The organism is Nocardia vinacea, from assembly GCF_035920345.1.
In the GTDB taxonomy this organism is placed as follows: domain Bacteria; phylum Actinomycetota; class Actinomycetes; order Mycobacteriales; family Mycobacteriaceae; genus Nocardia; species Nocardia vinacea_A.
Genome location: NZ_CP109149.1, coordinates 8,896,984 through 8,915,083 on the forward strand (window position 1 = coordinate 8,896,984; position 18,100 = coordinate 8,915,083).

Sequence of the window (18,100 nt, forward strand, 5' to 3'; positions counted from 1 at the left end):
TCCTGAATAGTTGGTGTCCATGTCAACCAATCGCTGGCTAGGATCATTCCCGTGGTGCGTTGGTTGAGCGATGACGAGCAGCAGACCTGGCAGGCCTTCATCCGGCTGCGCCAGCGCCTCGATGCGGCACTATCGGCCGGGCTGGCCCAGGACGGCCTGTCCACCGCCGACTACGAGCTCCTGGTGCCGTTGTCGGCCGCGCCCGGCGCCTGTCTGCGCGCCAAGGAATTGGCCGCCGAGGTCTGCTGGGAGAAGAGCAGACTTTCGAAACACTTGGCGCGCATGGCCGCTCGCGGACTCGTCGACCGTCGCCCGGCCGAGGACGACGCCAGGGGGATTCTGGTCGAACTCACACCCCAGGGACGCAAGGTCCTCGAGAAGGCGGCCCCGAACCATGTCGAACTGGTGCGCCGGATCTTCGTCGATCCGATGACACCCGCCGAGGCGCGTGCGCTGCGCTCGCTGGCCGACAAGGTGGTCGTCGAGGCCGAGAGCGAGTCCGAACTCGGCTACTGAATCACCACGGGGTGATCGGCGGTTTCACCCACAGCAGCTTCTCGTCGCTGTGATTGCGCTGTGCCGCAGGATGATTCGGATGACGAGCGGCCCAGGTGTCCTTCTCGTCGAGCAGCTTCGCCACAGTCGTCCACGTCTCGTCGGTGCTCGGCGGATTCGTCTCGGCCGCGCGCGCCAGCTTCCGGCGGACCGCGGCCGGCATATCCAGCAGTTCCGTTCCGGTGATGCCGCGATCCCAGATAAAGGTGGCCAGGCGGCGCGCCTTCTCGGCGCGGCTCTTCGACGCATGGTCGGAGTGGGCGTAATCGGTCATGGCGGAATCCGCATCGGTGGTGGTCGGTCCTGGTCGACCCTACGACAATGCCTCCCCGCCATCGGGCGGGGAGGCATTGTTCGCGAAGTCGTGGATCAGTACGCCGAGTTGACGTTATCCATCGAGCCGTAGCGGTGGGCCGCGTAGTTGCAGGCCGCGGTGATGTTGGCGACCGGTTCGTAGATGTCCCAGGAAGTGCCCTCGACGTGGTAGGCGTTGAAGGTTGGGTCGATCACCTGGAGCAGGCCCTTGGACGGGATGCCGGCGGCGGCGTTGGAGTCCCACAGGTTGATGGCCTGGGGGTTGCCGCCCGATTCGCGCATGATGTTGCGGTAGATGCCGTCGTAGCTACCCGGGATGCCCTGCGCGCCCATGATGTCGAGCGCGTGGTGGATCCAGCCGTTGAGGTTGTCCTCGTAGACCGGTGCCGGGGGCGGCGGCAGGGGCAGGCCGGGGACCTGCGGCAGTTCCGGCAGCGCGGGCAGACCGGGAATGAGCGGCGCATCGACCGGCGTGGCCGCGGCATCGACCGGTGCGGCCGCGGGGGCGGGCTGCTGCTCGGCGACCATGGCAATGCGCGACGGAACGCTGTCGTCGGCCAGCGCGACTACGGAGGAGGTGCCGACGGCGATGACACCGGCCGCGGCCACAGCGAGGGTGACACTGTCACGCAGCGATAGGCGGCGGAAAGAGGGGAGGCGTTTGTCGAGCATTTCGAAATCAGTTCCTTGATCGTTTCCAGAGAGGCGATCCGGCCCGGTTCAGGCAGCGCGGATCTCCGACGGGGCACCCGGTGGGAAGGCCCGCCTGAATCGGTTCCGTATGCTGTTTTCGGGTTTTGTTATGAAGGCCAGGCGAGCCCTGGCGCGCGACGCGGTGTAAGCCACCCGGGGTCGGTTCCCGGCGGGTGCCGCTGTCGAGCGAGGAGAAGGCGGTCACGGGCTGTGGTGCCGCTGGTATCTCCGGCGACCGCGGCGGGTGAAACCCATCTGCCGTTTCGGTCGTTTTCCGACTGTGTGTGGATTGCTCCACGGTGTAACCAAACTGTAGGTCTGCTTGCGACCTGATCTCAGCTTGGTCACGGTCGGTTAACGCAGCATGAACGAATAGTGAATGGCAGGGGTTGCCGATCTTGGAAAGCCCTGGTCGAGCTCCTGGAAACCCTCCGTATGCGGGGAGTTTGCCGCTAAACGTGATGTGACGCAGGTCACGGAAATTTCAGGGTAACCCAGGCCACTTTGTCTCGATTTGGTCACCAAGAGGCCGGACGGACCCTTCCGGGGGCCACCACGCGGGTCAAAGTGTTACGCAATTCGGCCACCGTGGAATCGCCCAAAACGGACGCCCACTGATCGGCGAATTCGGCCGCGGCGGCATCGGCCGCGCGCGTGCAAGCCCACCCCTTCGCGGTCAGTGTGATCATCCGTGCACGCGCGTCGTCCGGATGCGCGTTGCGCTCGGCGTAACCCTTGCGCACGAGTTCGTCCACCAACTGGCTGGCCGCCTGTTTGGTCACTCCCAGATGTTCGGCCAACTCGCCGACCGTTGCCCCGTTCGGCGACAGCCGCACGAATGCGAACCCGTGCGTCGGCCGCACATCGGCGAATCCGGCCGCGACCACCCCGGCGTGAATGGCGTCGGTGGCAGCAGCCCCTGCGGCGAGTAGCAGCAGCGCGAGATCCTGGCCGGGTCGCAGGGTCGAAGCGGGTTTCAGATTCGACATGACTGACATCTTGACACGTATAGGCAAGTTGCTTGACTATATAGTCAACCTGCTTGACCAAATGAAGGAGTTAGGACATGCCAGTAACCCGCGCCGCAGATGCCGAAGTCCACGAAATGCACGGCACCCGATTCACCTCCTACATCCGCCCTGGCACCGGCAGCACCGAACTCTGCGTCTGGCAGATCCAGGTGTCGGCCGAGACGGAAGGCGTGCCGCACAAGGTGTTGCGCGAGGAGGCCTTCGTAGTGATCCAGGGGGCGGTGACGATCACGATCGATGGGCAGGCGGAGGCGCTGGTGGCCGGTGACGCTGCGGTGGCACCCGCGAATTCGATGATCTCCCTGACGAATTCGGCCGCCGAGCCAGCCGTGCTCGTCGTGACGGTTCCGGTCGGATTCCAGGGTGAATTGCCCGACGGAACCGTCATCAACCCGCCCTGGGTCGGCTGAGCCGCGATGCCCCCGCGTGGCGGACCGGGTGATGAACACACCCGGCGTTACCGCTTCGATGGCGGTGCGTAACCGGAGCCGCCGGTTGGTGCAGTAGGCCACGAACTTGTGCAGCCACGCACAGCGTCGAGGCGCTATCCGCCGAATCCGATCAGTGCGTCCGCGAGGTTATCGGTGTCGAGCACATCGAGGGCGCGCTGACGTACGTCGGGGCAGGTCTGGACGGTGACGCGGTCGATGATGGTCTTGTCTCGGATGACGTCGTCGTTGAGGCCGTCGTTGCGGATAGCCCAGTCCTGGACGGTGCCGTTGAAGCTCACCTTGGCGATGACCGTGCCCTGGTCGCGCCAGTTGTCGATTTCGGTTCCGATCATGTCGCACAGCTGACGGGCTGCCTGGGGCGTGATGTCGGGACCCGTCGACGGCGAAGACGTCGGCCTCGAGGTCGTCGGCAGAGTGCGCGTCACTACCTTCTCAGCGTTGTCGTTGTTGTCGGAGCATCCGGTGAGGGCTGCCAGACCCAATGTGCCGACAGCGAGAAACGAGCGTGCGATGTGGTGGTGTGTCGACATGGCATCTCCTTCGGGGAGTATCGATCTGGGCATCACATGGGGACGACGGTCTTGACCCATCCGTCTTCGCGGCGATCGAATGTCTCGTAGGCGTCGATCATCGACAGCGGCTCCGCGTGCTGGGTGATGAACCGCAGCTGGGGTGTGGCGTCGTCATGATCGCCTGCGCCGCAGGATGATCCAGGTGAGCACGGCGGCGGAACCGGCGGTGATCGCCGCGACGGGCACGCGGCTCCTGCGAGCCGAATCCGCGACCTGTTTGCCTACGTCCTGGAGCGGTTCCGATACCGACGGCGTCGGGTTCTCGACCGGCGGGGTATAGGGGAGGTCTCCGGTCATCGTCGACTCCGATCTGCTCCGGTGGCCCGATCCTGCAAGCGAACTCGCCGCGTCTCGGCATGCACGCGGTGCGTCAACCGCATGGTCGCATCGGCGACTGGTCTCGACGTCGGACGTGTTTCGGTGTCCGGTCGGTTCCGCGTGTGGTGGACCATGGATACCTCACCTCCTGTGCGCCGCCTACCCGTCGACGCCTGGATGAAACGGGAACACTCCGTGCGAGCTTCTCGACGCGCTGCGACCGCCCTCGGACGTGCCGAGCGTGCACGGATTCGTTCCTGCTGCGTCGGGTAAACGGGGACAGTCAGCTGATCGCTCGTGGAGCGGTCACAGGCGCGATGACGTCGAGCGTCGCTGGGCGCGGGAGGAAAGGAGTGATCTCGCCGAAGGCTTGGACCCGCCGCGGTGAGGTGGGTGCACCGATATCGGTTCGCGCTCGCTAGCGATCCGGGTGCGGTACCGAAACCCGTTGCCTGGCAGTGCAGTTAGCTGGTCGGTAGTGAGGCGTGATCGCAACGCAGGTTCGACGTAGTCGAAAAAGACGGTGAGCGATTCGGGTTTCGCAACCGCAGGTGTGAGTGCGACTGACGTCCGGTTGTATTCGTGGCCGCAGGTGCCGTCACTGCCTGTTCGAGCGTTTCGGCGTCGAAAGTGAGGCAGCGCGGTGGGACCCAGGGTTGCGGAGGCGGCACCGAGCCTTATTTCGACTTGCGCGACCGTTTCGCTGGGGCTGGCTCGGGTAGGTGCTTATCCGGGCACGGATCCTTTGTGACTGTGACTGCCGGTGCGAGACCAGCCCACGCGCCGGAAACGACCTGGCGACCAATCGGAAGAAGGCCCATGATGCGGCGAAAGTCCGGCCCCGAGGTGCGGCAGCTCAGCTCTGGCACATTGACGGTCACGCTGTGGGTGCCCGGCTACCACGAATTCGTCTTCAGCGCCGACTCGATTCATGTCCCCACCGCCGATGGTGCACGCGTGATCGAACCCGGACACCGTCGACTGGACATCACAGTCGACGTCGGGGTGCTTACGGTGCGTGCTGGTGCGAAGGAGTGGCTGGCCGCGTTGCACGGCGGACGGCTGCGGGCCGATGACGACCAGGTTCGTCTCGTGGCCGAGACCCTGGAGTTCGCCGAGCGCATCGATGTGGGCCGAGCGCGCGCCGCGCAAGCGGATGCGGCGCAGCGGCTGGAGTCCGATCGTGCGGATACCGAAGCCCATGCGGCCTTGCGGCGCGCGAATCTTCGGCTGGCGGTCGCGGCCCGCGTTCACCCTGATCCTGGCTCGTGCACTGTTTCACCGGCCTGAATCCGGACACCCTGCATAGCGGATCGGATCGACCCACGGCGTGGCCGTGATCGCTAGCCGCGCATCCCGGTCACCACGAAGACGGGAGAAATCCAAATCGCTGAGTGCGCGATCGTCGGCTATGAGGATGGCGCCCACAAGATTTTCGGTGACGTGGACGATTGCGGGGCCGCCGATGTCGGGGTGGGCATGTCGCGCTCGGCGTGGATCTCCGCGCCTCACGGTGCGATACCCGGCCGTGCCTTGTTCGCCTATTTGGGGCGCACGATGATCATCGGGATTTCCGCTGAGTGCAGGAGGACGCTGCTGGTGGAGCCGAGGATCATGGTGGCGAAGCCCCCGCGGCCGTGGCTGCCGACGATCAGGAGTTGGGCATTGGCGGATTCTTCGAGGAGGCAGCGGCCGGGCCGATCGACGACGACGATCCGACGGACCGGGACGTCGGGGTATTTGGCGGTGTAGCCTGCCAGACTTTCGGCGAGTACGACCTGTTCCTGCCGATGTAAGTCCTCCCAGTCGCCGATCGGCAGATCCAGGCCGGTGACGTCGCTCCAAGCATGCAGGGCGATAACGCCGACGCCGCGTAGCGAGGCTTCCTCGAAGGCCAGTTCGACGGCGGGAACGCTGTTGGCGGTGCCGTCGACGCCGACCAGGATCGGCTTGGTCGCCGACACCGCGTCGATTCCGGACGTGCTGTGGATCACCGCGACCGGGCAACGAGCGTGGTGAGTGGCAGCCGTGCTGACCGAGCCGAGCAGCTCACGCCGGAATGCGCCCACGCCGCGGCTACCGACAACCAGCATTCTGGTGTGGTCGCTTCGATCGATCAGCGTGGGAATGATCGAGTCGAACGTCACCTCGCTGGTGATATCCGGCTCTGTGCCGTGCGCGGCCGTGCGGGCCACACGCGTTGCCTCGTTCAGGACCCGTTCACCGTCGTGGCGCAGCGACTCCAGGTCGGTTTCCCCGAGCGACATGCCCGGACCGAAGCCGGTCGGGATCGCCATCGAGGTGAGAATGTGCAGCGGGCTGCGATGCAGCGTGGCTTCTACCGCCGCCCAAGCGACGGCATGATAAGAGCTGGGCGAGCCGTCCACGGCCGTGAGAATCGGTGGATTGCCTACCATGGGTTACCTTTCGCTGCAGAGATCACTACTTGGTCGCATGCGGGATACCCGGTTCCGGCGGCGCGACGCCGAGCCGCGATTCAGTTGGCCGACGCGGGAATCGGTTTCGGGCCTGCCAATGGCGAAGCGCCTCGCGCAGGACTCCGGGTGGTAACCCAGGTGGATTCGCCCACTTCATTTCGTGGGTGCGCTACGACGCCGTCGCTGTCCGAGTCGACCCGCCGAGCAACTCGATGTGCTACGCGGCCTCACCGCGCATGAAAGCCAGTTTCCGGCGGAACGGTCGGGGCGAGCAACCGCCTCCGCGGTGCGGTGTCGTCGCCACAATGACGGGTATGTCGCTAACGACCCTCGACGTCGAGCGAAGGAGCGGACATGCGAGTCGTTGTCGTCGGCGCGACCGGAAACGTCGGAACGAGTGTGCTGGAGGCGCTATCGGACGAAGCGGAAGTCAGCTCGATCGTTGGGGTTGCGCGGCGCGTACCGGGCAAGCTCCACGCCGGCGTCGAATGGGTGCGTGCCGATGTGCGGACCGACGATCTGGAATCCTGCTTCCATGACGCCGATGTGGTAGTTCACCTGGCGTGGTTGTTCCAGCCGACCCATCGGCCGTTGGTCACGTGGCGCGCGAACGTCGGCGGCACCGAACGTGTGCTGCGCGCCGTGGCGGCGGCCCAGGTACCCGCATTGGTATACGCCTCCTCGGTCGGTGCGTATTCCCCGTGTCAGGACGACCGGCCGGTACCTGAGAGCTGGCCGACCGACGGCTGGCCTCCGGCCGCGTATATGCGTGAGAAAGCCTACGTGGAACGGCTTTTCGACCGATTCGAGGCCGAGCACCCAGAGCTCCGGGTGGTTCGGATGCGACCGGCGTTCACCTTCTGCCGGGAGACAGCGAGCCAGCAGCGGCGATTGTTCGCCGGTCCACTGCTACCGAATCGCCTGATCAGACCCGGGATCACGCCGGTCCTGCCGGTTCCGCGCGGCCTGCGGTTTCAGGCCGTGCACAGCCGTGACGTCGGTCGCGCCTACGCACTGGCGATCAATTCCGATGCCCGCGGTCCGTTCAACCTGGCCGCGGAGCCGGTGATCGACCGTTTGCGTCTGGCCGAACTGTTCGGTGCCCGTGTGGTGTCAGTGCCGCCCGCACTCGCGCGCACGGCGCTCGCGGTGGGATGGCACGCGCGAGCGCTGCCTGCGGCGCCGGAGTTGTTCGATGCGGTGATGCACCTGCCGATTCTGGATACCGGGCGGGCCCGAGCCGAGCTGGGGTGGACGCCTCGTTTCACGGCGGTCCAGGCACTCCGACAGATGCTGGCCGGTCTTCGTGCAGGCACTGGAGAGGACACCCCACCCCTGACAGCCGACGCGGGCGGACCATTGCGATGGCGCGAGTTCCTTTCCGGAGTCGGTGGTCGAGACCTCATCGACCAGCGGGGCTGAGATCCCGGTTGCCGTTGCGGCGGCTGAGGCAGTGTCGGTTTTCGGCCGATATCGGCGGGTACGGCCTGGATATGACGGCTCGCATCGACATCGAGATCACCCACGCGGACCGGGTGCTGTTCCCGGCCGACGGAATCACCAAGGGCGACCTCGTCGACTACTACGGCGAGGTAGCCGCCGTGATGTTGCCGCACCTGAAGGACCGGTCCGTTGATGCTGCAGCGGCATCCGCGCGGCATCGGGGAGCAGGGCTTCGTTCAGAAGGATTTCGCCGACTCACTGCCGGACTGGATGGACCGGGCAGAAGTCGCCAAAGCGGGTGGGACCGTTGTACACCCGCTCGCCGAACACCGTCAGTCACTCGAATGGCTGGCCAACCAGGACTGCAGCACGCCGCATACCTGGCTGTCGCGGCAAGGCCGCCTCGACACACCGGACCGGATCGTGTTCGACCTCGACCCCTCCGACAATGACTTCGCTGCGATACGCGCCACGGCCCACACCCTCGCAGCCGTACTGAAAGAAATCGGGCTGGTCCCCTACGTACAGACAACAGGCTCACGGGGACTGCACGTCGTCGCGTCGTTGCGCGCCGAGGCCGACTTCGACACGGTCCGGCAGTTCGCCCGCGACGTTGCCGAACTGGTCGCCGACGATGATGCCGCGCACCGCACCATCGAGGTTCGCAAGGAAAAACGCGGCGACCGGATCTACCGAGACATCATGCGCAACGCCTACGCGCAGACCGCGGTCACCCCGTACGCGGTACGGGTCCGCCGCGGCGCGCCGGTCGCCACCCCGCTGGAGTGGGACGAACTGGACAGCAACGACATGCGGCCGGACCGGTTCACACTGCGCGACATACCCAAACGGATCGCCGCGCAGCCCGACCCCTGGGCCCACCTGAACAGGCACGCCCGCTCACTGACCCGCCCGAGCCGGCGCCTGTCCAGACTGCGAGGCGACCCTTCCTGAACTGAACACGACAAGGCCACCTGACAGCCCGTTCGAGGCGGTTGCTGGCACGCACCCTGCAGCCTCAGCGGATTTGCGCGCGGATGATCGCAGCGTGGGCGTGCAGGACGGTGGGCAGCGTGCCGATAAGAACGGCGGTCGAGGCTTGATCGATGACCGAGGTATCGGCGCGGCATACCGTGAGGTTGCAGCCGATCAGCGGCCGCTCCAGTAAAGACAAGGCTCGGGTCCAATGGTCGATGTCGATGCGGCGGGCGAGCTCATCGAGCGCGGCGGCGACCTGCGTGCCGCTGCCGATGTGATACACGCTCCACCACACGCCCCGACCAGCGGGCCAGGTGAGGTCGACCAGGCAGTCCAGCTGCTCCGCAGGGCTCACTACCGATCGGGTGGCCACCGAATCATTGTCCTCCTCATGATCGACGGCGGCGACTCATACGGCTAGACGCAGCGTTTCCCGCCTGTGCAGACCCGATCTCGGGCCAGGCAAATCGATATGAGCCGGCGCGCTCCGGCGAAGCCGGTTGATTCAGTGCAATTCGTACGTAGACAAGCCATTTCCCAATCGGAAGGATTCGACGAGTTCTTTCAGCCCGAGCCTTGCCATGCTTCGCTGTCGTGCGGCACCGGTTCCGTGGTGTTCAATCCCGGTCAGCAATCGTCTGGCCACCGCGGTGTCACCGGCTTCTTCGAGTTCGTCGGCGATCCACTCGATCAGATTGCCCAGCATTTTCAAAGCGGGCACCTGTACTTCCTCGACCGTATCGATCGCGGGTCCGGTGAGACCATGTCGGGCAGCCGACCAAACCGCGGCCGCCCCGACCTGTTGGTCGATATGCGGGCCCTCGATTCCGGCGTCCAGTGCGGCGATCGCGGTTTGCACCAGCCCACGTGTCAGTACCGCCTGCAGGACGGCATCGTCGACGGTCGCGGCAGTGTCGGCGGCGCGAACTTCTACGGTGGGGTACACGTCGGAGGGGCGAGCCAGCCAGAACGACATGTGGTCGTCGATGAGGACGCCGGATTCGACGAGCGTCGCCACTCGATTCTCATAGTCGTCGGCCGAACGCGCATACGGCGGCAACCCCGAACCAGGGAACCGAGACAACTCGGCGATCCGCCACGAGCTGTAGCCGGAGTCGTGACCTTCATGGAAGGGCGAATTCGCGCCGACCGCGATCAGCGTCGGTAACCATGGCCGTAGATGATTCACCACGGCGACGGCCTGGTCGTCCCCGTCGACGCCGACATGCACATGCGCACCGCAGGCGGTATAGGTTTGCGCCATTTCTCGATATCGGTTGTGGATACGCGCGTATCGGCTGTCCTCGGTGCCGCCACAGTGCGGGGTGCCGCAGATGGGCGCGTAACCGATCGGGAGAACCAGCAGTTCGCAGTCGTGCCCAGCGGTCGCGAGTTTGCTGCGTGCCGCGCTCAAATCCGACTGCAGGGTTTGCATCGTCGTGTGGACGAGGCTGACCGACTCGATCTGAACGCGTTGCAACTCCGGTTTGAATCTGTTCGATTCATCGGGTCCGAGATTCGTATGGATCCAGTCGATAACCGCGTCCACCCCCGCGACCGGCACTCCACCGACGTCGAGTAGGAGAAATTCTTCCTCGAATCCCACTGTGCGCCGTTGCGGCATCGGATCTACCTTCGTCGCGAATACTCCTGCCAAGTCGGCATACCCGCGAAATATTGTGGCAAACACCTGGCATCCGCAGCGTGTGCGCAGCGCACGCCCCGTTGGCCCGCGCCCGGCAGGCGAAGCTCTGCCGCGTGATCCGCCTGTAGTCGATAAACGTTTCTTTGCAATCAAGGCGTTTCAGTGGCCCATTCGGGCTCACGCAGGGAACTGCACGCCCCGTCGCGCACGTCGAATTCTCAGCCCGCAACCGAAGCGGATCAGGTTTCCCATCGGATCCGGCCCGGTTGCCGTGTCTCACCGAGGTAGCCGAGGTTCGCGTCCGTCCGGACTCGTGGCCATCTCCCGCTTCGCGACCCGGCCGGACCCCGGCGAAGCCCTCGAGACCTGAGCGTCCAACCGTGCTAGGTGTTCGCCGGGCCGGGAAGCGCGCGGGCGGTGATCATTTCGTGCGGGGTTTGCTGATGGCGTCTTTGGCGCGGTCCATCATGGCCGCGAATGGTCCGACGAGCAGATTCGCGCTCGCGGACTCGACGCCGGGGTGCGGACGTGTCGGTGCCATGGCTTCGGCGAATTTCACCGCGTTGCGCAGGCGCTCGAGCTCGTTGGGTTCCAGCTGGGAACGCAACCGGTTGAACTCCTCGTGCTCCTCGTGTTCGGCGTGTGCGAGCACTCCGTCGCGCAGGGCCGCGAGCTTGGCGTCGAACTCGGGAGAATTGATGTCGACTGCTTCGATGTCGGCGAGCTGGCGCTTGGCTTTGTTCTCTTCCTCGAGTCGAGCCTCGATGATGTCGGCGCCGTCGTGGACTTCTCGCCGGAAGCGCGGGTGGATGATTTCTTCCTCGGCGGTTTCGTGGACCGCCAGCAAGCGGCGCAGTTCGTAGAATTTCTGCTCTCGCTGTTCTGCTGTTGGGGCCTGCTCGACCTGGGCGAACAGCTCGCGGATGCGCACGTGCTGCTCGATCAGGAACGTGACGACGTCATCGGTGGTGTTGATCGATGTTGCTTCCACGATCGTCTCCTTCGGCAAGTAGTACGGTCAGCGCGGATTGCGCTGCTGCGGCCTTACCCCTGGAAGGGGACAGCAAACACCTCGCATGCTTGGGGAAACCGTCCGCCGGGCAGTCGAGGGAGTCGACGGATGGACACCTTCAGGGCGGCGTCGGCGAGTTGCAAGCCGTCAGCGGTCTCACTGTTTCCTCGGCCTGTCCGGAACGGGTTTCCAGGAGCCGACGGTCTAACCCGCCGCCTAGGGGTGGAGTGGTGCGCGATCCGCACAACTTCAACCGGACATGGCGGGACGCACGAGGCATTCGGTACAAGGATGTGACTCAGTACACATTCTGGAAGACAGTCGCAACGCTGATTGCTGAGGGGTCGGATTCGAAGACGGCCGCGAAGCAGTTGGGGCATTCTCGTGAGGGCATCACGGAGCGGCATTACATCGTCTCGCCGGAGCAGCCACCGGACTCATCGCCTGTGCTGGGCACGGCCAGCTGAGAAACCATTGGTGGTGACTTTTTGATGTTTGTTTGGTGACGGTCCGGTAGAGCAAAACAGGCCCGATCATGAAATCGGGCCTGAACTGCTAATTTATGTGCGCCATCAGGGACTCGAACCCCGAACCCGCTGATTAAGAGTCAGCTGCTCTGCCAATTGAGCTAATGGCGCGTGTCTTGCTGCGCTCCGTGTTCCGGTGCGGGACAAAGATTAACAGGCCGAGTACCCAGAAGTGAAATCGCTTTCTGACCGGGGGCGATGGGGGAGTTCGCGATGGGTGTTAACACCCGGCGGGGTGCGGATGATCTAACCGGTGGAACTCGCCTGTGACGGAGTGATTTCACATTGGACTGGACCCGTTGAACTGGCAGAATGTCTGGAGCGTGGTCCAGACCGAACTCCGTCGGCGTTGCGGGAGGAGCGTGGTCGGGTTGGATCCGAAGCCGTCGGTGCCCTGGCTGCATCGGCACTTGAAACGGGGTTGGTAATGAGCGTTGGTCAGGGTCGACATCGGTCGATGAGAAAGATCACGGGACCGGTAATCGTATGCGCGGTGTTGGCGCTGGCCTTGACGGCGTGTTCGTCGTCCAACGCCACCGACGCCTCGACGGTGGCCATCGACCGTAATCCGATCACCGAACTGATAAAGCCCAAGCTGTTGTCGCCGGTCAAGGACGGTGACATGGGAGTTTCGCCGGGCGTGCCGCTGACCTTCAAGGTCGACGACGGCAAGTTCACCACCGTGACATTGACCAGCCCGCAGGGTGTTCCGGTCGCGGGCAAGCTGGCAGCGGACGGCCGGACCTGGGAGAACACCGAGGTACTCGGCTACGGCAAGACCTACAGGCTGAAGGCCGACGCGATCGGTCTTGGCGGCGCGAACTCCACGATGTTGAGCTTCACCACCAGCTCCCCGGACAGCCAGACCAAGCCGTATCTGCTGCCGGGCGAGGGCGAAGTGGTCGGCATCGGCCAGCCGGTGGCCGTGCAGTTCGACGAGAACATCCCGGACCGCATGGCCGCGCAGAAGGCAATCAAGATCACCACGGAGCCGCCGGTCGAGGGCGCCTTCTACTGGGTGAACAAGCGCGAGGTCCGGTGGCGGCCGGAGCATTTCTGGGCGCCGGGAACCAAGGTCACCATCGATGTGAACGTCTACGGCCGTGATCTCGGCAGCGGGCTGTTCGGCCAGGACAATATCCACTCGTTCTTCACCGTCGGCGATCCGACGATCTTCACCGCGGACGACAACACCAAGGAGGTGACGGTGGAGATGAACGGTCAGGTGGTGCGGACCATGCCCACCTCGATGGGTAAGGACAGCACCCCCACCGATAACGGCATCTATATCGTCGGTGACCGCTTCGACCGCATCATCATGGACTCCTCGACTTACGGCGTCGCGGTGAGTTCGCCGAACGGCTACAAGACGCCGGTCGACTACGCGACCCGACTTTCCTACTCCGGCATCTTCTTTCACTCCGCACCGTGGTCGGTCGGTGCGCAGGGCTCCTCGAATACCAGCCACGGCTGCCTGAACCTGAGCCCCGCGAACGCGCTGTGGGTTTTGCAGAACGCCAAGCGTGGCGACATCACCATCGTCAAGAACACTGTGGGCGGCACGCTTTCGGGCGTCGACGGACTCGGTGACTGGAACATTCCGTGGCCGGAGTGGAAGGCGGGCAACGCCGACAACCGCTAGGCAATCGCCTCTACGCGCAACTGAGCGTCGCCCCGACGGCGCTCCCGAGCGCGGCACACAGCAGCGGCCCGCCGAACAGCAGATTCTCGAAGCCGGACATCGCGGCACCGGCCGAGCCGGTGCCCGAGGAGCCGGTGGTGGTGACACCGCCGGCAGATCCGGTGGTGACCGAGCTCGAACCCGTGCTGGATCCGGTGCCCGGTTCGATCGCGATATCCGCGGTTGCGGTACCGGTGGCGCCTGCGAGCAGGGTTGTGCCGACGAAAGCTGCGATTACCGCGGAACGCATCACGAACTTGGTGTCTTTCTGATCAGCCGGGGTGGCGTCCCGGTGACACCGCCCCTGATGACCGCAGTCTACGGAGTGAAACGGCGATCTGTCAGATAATCGGTGATAGTAAACGGCTATCGACAAGGGGTTGATATGCCAAGCTGTGAAGGTGAGGCTCGAGGGCGTTGAGCTGCGTCGGCTGGGCCTTCCGCTACGCAGCCCATTTCGGACCTCGTTCGGGGTCGAATTGTGGCGCGACATTCTCCTGCTGCGGGTGGTTGCCTCGGACGCCCAGGGTTGGGGCGAGTGCGTCGCACTGCCCTCTCCGAGTTTTTCCTCCGAGTACATCGATGGCGCCGCCGACGTCATCCGCCGGTTTCTGTTGCCGGCGCTGGCCGGCCGAGATCTCGACCCGGATGATGTAGCGCCCACGCTCGCGCGGTTTCGTGGTCATCGAATGGCCAAGGCCGCGTTGGAGATGGCGATCCTCGACGCCTGGCTGCGCTCCCGACGACGTTCTTACGCCGGATATCTCGGCGCGACTCGCACATCGGTGGCCGCGGGTGTCTCGATCGGGATCATGGACGAGATACCCGAACTGCTGGATACCGTTATGGAATATCTGGAACAGGGCTACCAGCGGATCAAGCTCAAGATCGAGCCAGGATGGGATATCGCGCCCGTGCGGGCGGTACGGGAGCGGTTCGGTGACGCTCTCGAGCTGCAGGTCGACGCGAACGGCGCCTATACATCGGCCGATGTAGACCGCCTCGCTGGTCTCGACGAGTTCGGACTCGAACTGCTGGAACAGCCTCTTGCCGCGGACTGCTGCCGCGATCACATCATGCTCGCCCGTCGCTTGCGTACGCCGATTTGCCTCGACGAATCGATTCTCTCGGCCCGGGGCGCTGCCGATGCGATCGAGCTGGGGGCGTGCTCGGTGGTGAATATCAAAGCCGGACGTGTCGGCGGCTATCTCGAGGCACGCTCGACGCACGATGTCTGTGTGACACACGGCGTACCGGCATTTTGCGGCGGAATGCTGGAAACCGGGCTCGGTCAGGCGGCGAATCTGGCGGTAGCGGCGCTACCCGGTTGTACGTTGCCCGCGGACATCGTGGCCTCGGATCGCTATTACGAACGAGACATCATCGAACCGCTGCGGCTGGAAGCCGGATACATCACAGTGCCGGACGGGCCCGGCCTCGGTGTCGACCCGTTGCCGGATGCGCTGGAGGCGGCAACGACGAGTAAGGAATGGTTGTCGCCGATATGACCCGAACCGCGGGGGCGAAAAGATCTCCGCCGAGGAGGTCGAGAACCTCGTCTACCAGCTAGCCGAGGTCAGTCAGGTTGCGGCGGTCGCGATGCCCGACCCGATACTGGGAGAGCGGGTGTGCGTCTATGTCGTGCTCAAACCTGGTGCGCCGCTCGCCCTGGAGGAAATCCGGTCGACGATGGACCGCGCCGGTGTCGCCCGCTTCAAGCTTCCGGAACACCTGGTGATCGTGGACGAGCTGGCGACAACCAAAGTCGGCAAGATCGACAAGAAGGCATTGCGAGGCGGATATCGCCGGACGGACATAACGATCCGGCTGGGGTACTAGGCGCGTGCGGTGGCCGCGCCCCACTCGTGGGCCAGTGCGGCCGCCTCGCCGCGTGAGCCGACGCCAAGCTTCTCGAGGATCTTCGCCACGTGAAACTTCACCGTGGACTCACTGATGTGCAGTTCGCCGGCGATATCCCGGTTGCGCCGTCCGCGGGCCAGCTGAGCCAGCACTTCCAACTCCCGCGCGCCCAGCACGGTCAGCGGGTCCTCCCGCGGGGTGTCCGGCGGTCCGAGCGGGACCTGGACGGTCACCGTCGTGCCCCAGCCCGGTACCGCGTCCACCTCCAGCCGCCCGCCCAGCGGGCCCAGCCGTTCGCTGACCCGGCGTGCGTCGAGGGCGCCACGCGACAGCGCGCCGGGGCCGTCGTCCCGCACGGTGGCGCGCAGTTCGGCTGCGTCGATCTTCCAGCTGACGTGGATCCGCCGCACCTGCCGCTGGTCGTCCAGCATCGCGTGCACGACAGCCCGGACCACCGCGCGTGCCGCGGCGGCGACGTCGGCGGGCAGCACCCGGTCCGCGCCTTCCTCCGCGCCGGGCGTGCCCAGTTCCAGCAGCACGCCGCGGGGGCGCAGGACGCGGCTCAGCGACTTGGCAAGCCGGTCGAACGCGTCGCCGGCCCGCTCCTCGGCCATCGCGTGGTCCAGTTCGGCCCGTGCACGCAGCTCGACCAGCGCAGTGACGGCGAGGTCGACGGCGCGGGTCCGGGCGTCATCGTCACTGAGCGAACGGTCGCGCAGGATGCGGAGCAGGGCGGTCAGCGCGGTCCCGTGCGCGTCGCCGAGGTCGGAGATGGCTACGGCGCGTGCCGCCGCGGCCGCCCGGGACATGGCCAGCCATTCGGGCGCGGCCTCGTTCCGCAGGCCCTCCCGGTGGGCGGTCACTATGTCCCACACCGCCAGGGCGGACGCCAGCGCCTCTTCCGGCACCGGAGTGTCCTCGGTCCGCACGAGGACCAGCAGCGCACCTTGCTCGGTGGCATCGCTGGCCAGGGCCAGCACGGGCACCTCGACGCCTGCCATTGTGGCCCGTCCCTGCCAGGTGCCCCGCGCGGGCATCAGCGGCCGGATCGCGGCGAGGTCGGCGATCGTGACGGACGAACCCGGCGCGCCGGGCGACTCGCCGTAGGTCTTGAACGGCGCGAACGGGCAGTTGGCGGACAGCTGGGCGAGCGTCCGGTGCGGGATCGCCTCAGCGAAGGCCGCGGACAGCAGCGTCTGGGTCTCGGTCAGGGGCGCCCGGATCACCTCGACGGCCGACATCAGGTCCATGGTTTCCGAGCTTAGCTGTGCGCAACACACGTTCCGGCTGTCCTTTCGGCCAGGGCGAACTGGCCGAACGGCTGGCGGGGGTGGAGCCGGTCCATCTTCAGGATGGAGTTGTCACCGGAACAACTTGGGAGTGAGAGATGAAGGCGATCGTTTACGCCGAGTACGGCGGTCCGGAGGTCCTGCGGTTGGCGGACGTCGAGGAACCGCACGCTGCGGTCGGACAGGTGCGGCTGAAGGTCGTGGCCGCCGGCGTCAACCCGGTGGACTACAAGATCCGCAGGGGCTGGATGCAGGACATGGCGCCCGCGTCCCTGCCGGCGATCCCCGGCTTGGAAGCGGCCGGCGTGGTCGATGAGGTCGGGGCGGGTGTCACCGGTGTGGCGGTGGGCGACGAGGTGATGGCCTGGACAGTGACCGGCTCCTACGCCGAGTACGCCTTGGCCGACGACTTCGCACTCAAGCCGGCCGGGCTCGGCTGGGAGACCGCCGCCGCGCTGCCGGTGGCCCTGGAGACCGCGAACCGCGTGCTCGACGTCCTAGGGGTGACGGCCGGGGAGACGCTGCTGGTGCACGGCGCAGCAGGAGTGGTGGGCGCGTTCGGCGTCCAGCTCGCGGTGGCCCACGGCGTTACCGTCGTCGGCACCGCGTCGCCGCGCAACCACAACTACCTGCACTCGCTCGGCGCGATCCCGGTCACCTACGGCGAAGGACTCGCCGACCGGGTCCGGGCCCTCGCGCCGCAGGGCGTCGACGCGGTCTTCGACGTCGCCGGGCAGGCCGCCCTGGACGTGTCGATCGAACTGCGCGGCGGCACCGACCGGATCGTGACGATCACCGACCTGCGGGCCTTCGAACTGGGCGTCGTGTTCTCCGGCGATAGCCGGCGGTTCGGGGCGCAGCTCGCCGATTACGCCCAGCTCGTCGTGGACGACGCGCTCGGCGTGCGCGTCGCCGCGAGCTTCGCGCTGACCGACGCCGGCCGGGCACACGACCTGAGTGAGACCGGCCATGCGGACGGAAAGGTAATCCTGGTCCCGTAGCGAGGAAGCGCGGGACCCGGCCACGGGGCGGGCGGATGGTGTCGGCCTTGTCGGCCGACACCATCCACTCCGACAGTCAGCTGGTACACGATTCGCCAGATCCAGCGCGCGGACCGTCAGTGTGAATCGTCATACCACTGCTGCGGGACCGACCAATCCCAATGCCCGCGTTGATATTTGGATCGCTTGTACTCGGCGTATGCCTGAGATCCACCGTGTACGCCACCGAGTGCGATCAGGCCCTCGATCAGATACTGGTACAGACGAGAATGTGCGATACGTTGCCACAT

General features: G+C 65.6%; 20 protein-coding genes and 1 tRNA gene. 9 read left to right on the plus strand and 12 right to left on the minus strand.

Features of this window, described 5'->3' with window-relative positions:
* The first annotated feature begins 51 nt into the window (after positions 1–51).
* On the plus strand, positions 52–516 hold the full coding sequence (locus tag OIE68_RS40205) for a MarR family winged helix-turn-helix transcriptional regulator (protein WP_327096118.1): 465 nt from the start codon (positions 52–54) through the stop codon (positions 514–516).
* A gap of 1 nt (position 517) precedes the next feature.
* On the opposite strand, the gene OIE68_RS40210 is transcribed toward OIE68_RS40205, so the two are convergent.
* The 3 genes from OIE68_RS40210 to OIE68_RS40220 all read right to left on the minus strand — a co-directional run bounded on the left by OIE68_RS40210 (position 518) and on the right by OIE68_RS40220 (position 2,552).
* Entirely contained in the window at positions 518–829 is a 312-nt protein-coding gene (locus OIE68_RS40210) for a hypothetical protein (RefSeq protein WP_327096119.1), read from the minus strand.
* Between the two features lie 95 nt (positions 830–924).
* Positions 925–1,542, minus strand: a complete 618-nt coding sequence (locus OIE68_RS40215; protein WP_327096120.1) for a transglycosylase SLT domain-containing protein — start codon at positions 1,540–1,542, stop codon at positions 925–927.
* Positions 1,543–2,081: 539 nt separating this feature from the next.
* On the minus strand, positions 2,082–2,552 hold the full coding sequence (locus tag OIE68_RS40220) for a MarR family winged helix-turn-helix transcriptional regulator (RefSeq protein ID WP_327096121.1): 471 nt from the start codon (positions 2,550–2,552) through the stop codon (positions 2,082–2,084).
* Between the two features lie 77 nt (positions 2,553–2,629).
* On the opposite strand from OIE68_RS40220, the gene OIE68_RS40225 reads away from it, so the two are divergent.
* Positions 2,630–3,004: a cupin domain-containing protein gene (locus tag OIE68_RS40225; protein WP_327096122.1), complete on the plus strand. Its 375-nt coding sequence runs from the start codon at positions 2,630–2,632 to the stop codon at positions 3,002–3,004.
* Positions 3,005–3,138: 134 nt separating this feature from the next.
* Here the strand turns inward: OIE68_RS40225 and OIE68_RS40230 are convergent, their stop codons facing one another.
* On the minus strand, positions 3,139–3,576 hold the full coding sequence (locus OIE68_RS40230; RefSeq protein ID WP_327096123.1) for a hypothetical protein: 438 nt from the start codon (positions 3,574–3,576) through the stop codon (positions 3,139–3,141).
* A gap of 153 nt (positions 3,577–3,729) precedes the next feature.
* Positions 3,730–3,915, minus strand: coding sequence for a hypothetical protein (locus OIE68_RS40235; protein ID WP_327096124.1), 186 nt, complete (start codon positions 3,913–3,915; stop codon positions 3,730–3,732).
* Between the two features lie 840 nt (positions 3,916–4,755).
* Between OIE68_RS40235 and OIE68_RS40240 the strand changes: the two genes are divergently transcribed.
* A complete protein-coding gene (locus tag OIE68_RS40240) occupies positions 4,756–5,226 on the plus strand; it encodes a hypothetical protein (RefSeq protein ID WP_327096125.1) in 471 nt (156 codons plus the stop codon).
* A gap of 251 nt (positions 5,227–5,477) precedes the next feature.
* Here OIE68_RS40240 and OIE68_RS40245 read toward each other — a convergent pair whose 3' ends face one another.
* Complete coding sequence (locus tag OIE68_RS40245) at positions 5,478–6,353, minus strand: universal stress protein (protein WP_327096126.1); 876 nt, start codon at positions 6,351–6,353, stop codon at positions 5,478–5,480.
* A 375-nt stretch (positions 6,354–6,728) separates the two neighbouring features.
* On the opposite strand from OIE68_RS40245, the gene OIE68_RS40250 reads away from it, so the two are divergent.
* The gene (locus OIE68_RS40250; RefSeq protein WP_327096127.1) at positions 6,729–7,796 is read left to right on the plus strand and encodes an NAD-dependent epimerase/dehydratase family protein; all 1,068 of its coding nucleotides are present in this window, start codon (positions 6,729–6,731) and stop codon (positions 7,794–7,796) included.
* A 213-nt stretch (positions 7,797–8,009) separates the two neighbouring features.
* Positions 8,010–8,771 carry an ATP-dependent DNA ligase gene (locus OIE68_RS40255; RefSeq protein ID WP_327096128.1) on the plus strand — a complete coding sequence of 254 codons (762 nt, stop codon included), beginning with the start codon at positions 8,010–8,012 and terminating at the stop codon, positions 8,769–8,771.
* 64 nt (positions 8,772–8,835) lie between these two features.
* Here OIE68_RS40255 and OIE68_RS40260 read toward each other — a convergent pair whose 3' ends face one another.
* The 4 genes from OIE68_RS40260 to OIE68_RS40275 form a co-directional block, all read right to left on the minus strand.
* Positions 8,836–9,168 carry a hypothetical protein gene (locus OIE68_RS40260; RefSeq protein ID WP_327096129.1) on the minus strand — a complete coding sequence of 111 codons (333 nt, stop codon included), beginning with the start codon at positions 9,166–9,168 and terminating at the stop codon, positions 8,836–8,838.
* A gap of 132 nt (positions 9,169–9,300) precedes the next feature.
* Positions 9,301–10,419 carry a carboxylate-amine ligase gene (locus OIE68_RS40265; RefSeq protein ID WP_327096130.1) on the minus strand — a complete coding sequence of 373 codons (1,119 nt, stop codon included), beginning with the start codon at positions 10,417–10,419 and terminating at the stop codon, positions 9,301–9,303.
* Positions 10,420–10,861: 442 nt separating this feature from the next.
* Entirely contained in the window at positions 10,862–11,431 is a 570-nt protein-coding gene (locus OIE68_RS40270; protein ID WP_327096131.1) for a hemerythrin domain-containing protein, read from the minus strand.
* 586 nt (positions 11,432–12,017) lie between these two features.
* Positions 12,018–12,090, minus strand: a tRNA-Lys gene (locus OIE68_RS40275).
* Between the two features lie 316 nt (positions 12,091–12,406).
* Between OIE68_RS40275 and OIE68_RS40280 the strand changes: the two genes are divergently transcribed.
* The gene (locus OIE68_RS40280; RefSeq protein ID WP_419150633.1) at positions 12,407–13,621 is read left to right on the plus strand and encodes a L,D-transpeptidase; all 1,215 of its coding nucleotides are present in this window, start codon (positions 12,407–12,409) and stop codon (positions 13,619–13,621) included.
* 10 nt (positions 13,622–13,631) lie between these two features.
* Here OIE68_RS40280 and OIE68_RS40285 read toward each other — a convergent pair whose 3' ends face one another.
* Positions 13,632–13,910 carry a hypothetical protein gene (locus tag OIE68_RS40285; RefSeq protein ID WP_327096133.1) on the minus strand — a complete coding sequence of 93 codons (279 nt, stop codon included), beginning with the start codon at positions 13,908–13,910 and terminating at the stop codon, positions 13,632–13,634.
* 151 nt (positions 13,911–14,061) lie between these two features.
* On the opposite strand from OIE68_RS40285, the gene menC reads away from it, so the two are divergent.
* Complete coding sequence (gene menC / locus OIE68_RS40290) at positions 14,062–15,168, plus strand: o-succinylbenzoate synthase (protein WP_327096134.1); 1,107 nt, start codon at positions 14,062–14,064, stop codon at positions 15,166–15,168.
* On the plus strand, positions 15,119–15,499 hold the full coding sequence (locus tag OIE68_RS47315; RefSeq protein WP_419150634.1) for an AMP-binding enzyme: 381 nt from the start codon (positions 15,119–15,121) through the stop codon (positions 15,497–15,499). Before menC ends, OIE68_RS47315 begins: the two co-directional genes overlap by 50 nt.
* On the opposite strand, the gene OIE68_RS40300 is transcribed toward OIE68_RS47315, so the two are convergent.
* Positions 15,496–16,770 carry a helix-turn-helix transcriptional regulator gene (locus tag OIE68_RS40300; protein WP_327096136.1) on the minus strand — a complete coding sequence of 425 codons (1,275 nt, stop codon included), beginning with the start codon at positions 16,768–16,770 and terminating at the stop codon, positions 15,496–15,498. The genes OIE68_RS47315 and OIE68_RS40300 overlap by 4 nt on opposite strands.
* Before the next feature lie 137 nt (positions 16,771–16,907).
* Here OIE68_RS40300 and OIE68_RS40305 point away from each other — a divergent pair, with 137 nt between their 5' ends.
* Positions 16,908–17,810, plus strand: coding sequence for an NADP-dependent oxidoreductase (locus OIE68_RS40305; RefSeq protein ID WP_327096137.1), 903 nt, complete (start codon positions 16,908–16,910; stop codon positions 17,808–17,810).
* Positions 17,811–18,100: the final 290 nt, after the last annotated feature.

Excerpts from the sequence above, each read along its gene's own strand:
- OIE68_RS40215 (WP_327096120.1), bottom strand. The coding sequence starts at position 1,542 with ATGCTCGACAAACGCCTCCCCTCTTTCCGCCGCCTATCGCTGCGTGAC.
- OIE68_RS40250 (WP_327096127.1), top strand. The coding sequence starts at position 6,729 with ATGCGAGTCGTTGTCGTCGGCGCGACCGGAAACGTCGGAACGAGTGTG.
- OIE68_RS40300 (WP_327096136.1), bottom strand. The coding sequence starts at position 16,770 with ATGGACCTGATGTCGGCCGTCGAGGTGATCCGGGCGCCCCTGACCGAG.
- OIE68_RS40240 (WP_327096125.1), top strand. The coding sequence starts at position 4,756 with ATGATGCGGCGAAAGTCCGGCCCCGAGGTGCGGCAGCTCAGCTCTGGC.
- OIE68_RS47315 (WP_419150634.1), top strand. The coding sequence starts at position 15,119 with ATGCGCTGGAGGCGGCAACGACGAGTAAGGAATGGTTGTCGCCGATAT.
- OIE68_RS40285 (WP_327096133.1), bottom strand. The coding sequence starts at position 13,910 with ATGCGTTCCGCGGTAATCGCAGCTTTCGTCGGCACAACCCTGCTCGCA.
- OIE68_RS40210 (WP_327096119.1), bottom strand. The coding sequence starts at position 829 with ATGACCGATTACGCCCACTCCGACCATGCGTCGAAGAGCCGCGCCGAG.
- OIE68_RS40265 (WP_327096130.1), bottom strand. The coding sequence starts at position 10,419 with ATGCCGCAACGGCGCACAGTGGGATTCGAGGAAGAATTTCTCCTACTC.
- OIE68_RS40305 (WP_327096137.1), top strand. The coding sequence starts at position 16,908 with ATGAAGGCGATCGTTTACGCCGAGTACGGCGGTCCGGAGGTCCTGCGG.
- OIE68_RS40255 (WP_327096128.1), top strand. The coding sequence starts at position 8,010 with ATGCTGCAGCGGCATCCGCGCGGCATCGGGGAGCAGGGCTTCGTTCAG.
- OIE68_RS40235 (WP_327096124.1), bottom strand. The coding sequence starts at position 3,915 with ATGACCGGAGACCTCCCCTATACCCCGCCGGTCGAGAACCCGACGCCG.
- OIE68_RS40230 (WP_327096123.1), bottom strand. The coding sequence starts at position 3,576 with ATGTCGACACACCACCACATCGCACGCTCGTTTCTCGCTGTCGGCACA.
- OIE68_RS40220 (WP_327096121.1), bottom strand. The coding sequence starts at position 2,552 with ATGTCGAATCTGAAACCCGCTTCGACCCTGCGACCCGGCCAGGATCTC.
- OIE68_RS40245 (WP_327096126.1), bottom strand. The coding sequence starts at position 6,353 with ATGGTAGGCAATCCACCGATTCTCACGGCCGTGGACGGCTCGCCCAGC.
- OIE68_RS40225 (WP_327096122.1), top strand. The coding sequence starts at position 2,630 with ATGCCAGTAACCCGCGCCGCAGATGCCGAAGTCCACGAAATGCACGGC.
- OIE68_RS40280 (WP_419150633.1), top strand. The coding sequence starts at position 12,407 with ATGAGCGTTGGTCAGGGTCGACATCGGTCGATGAGAAAGATCACGGGA.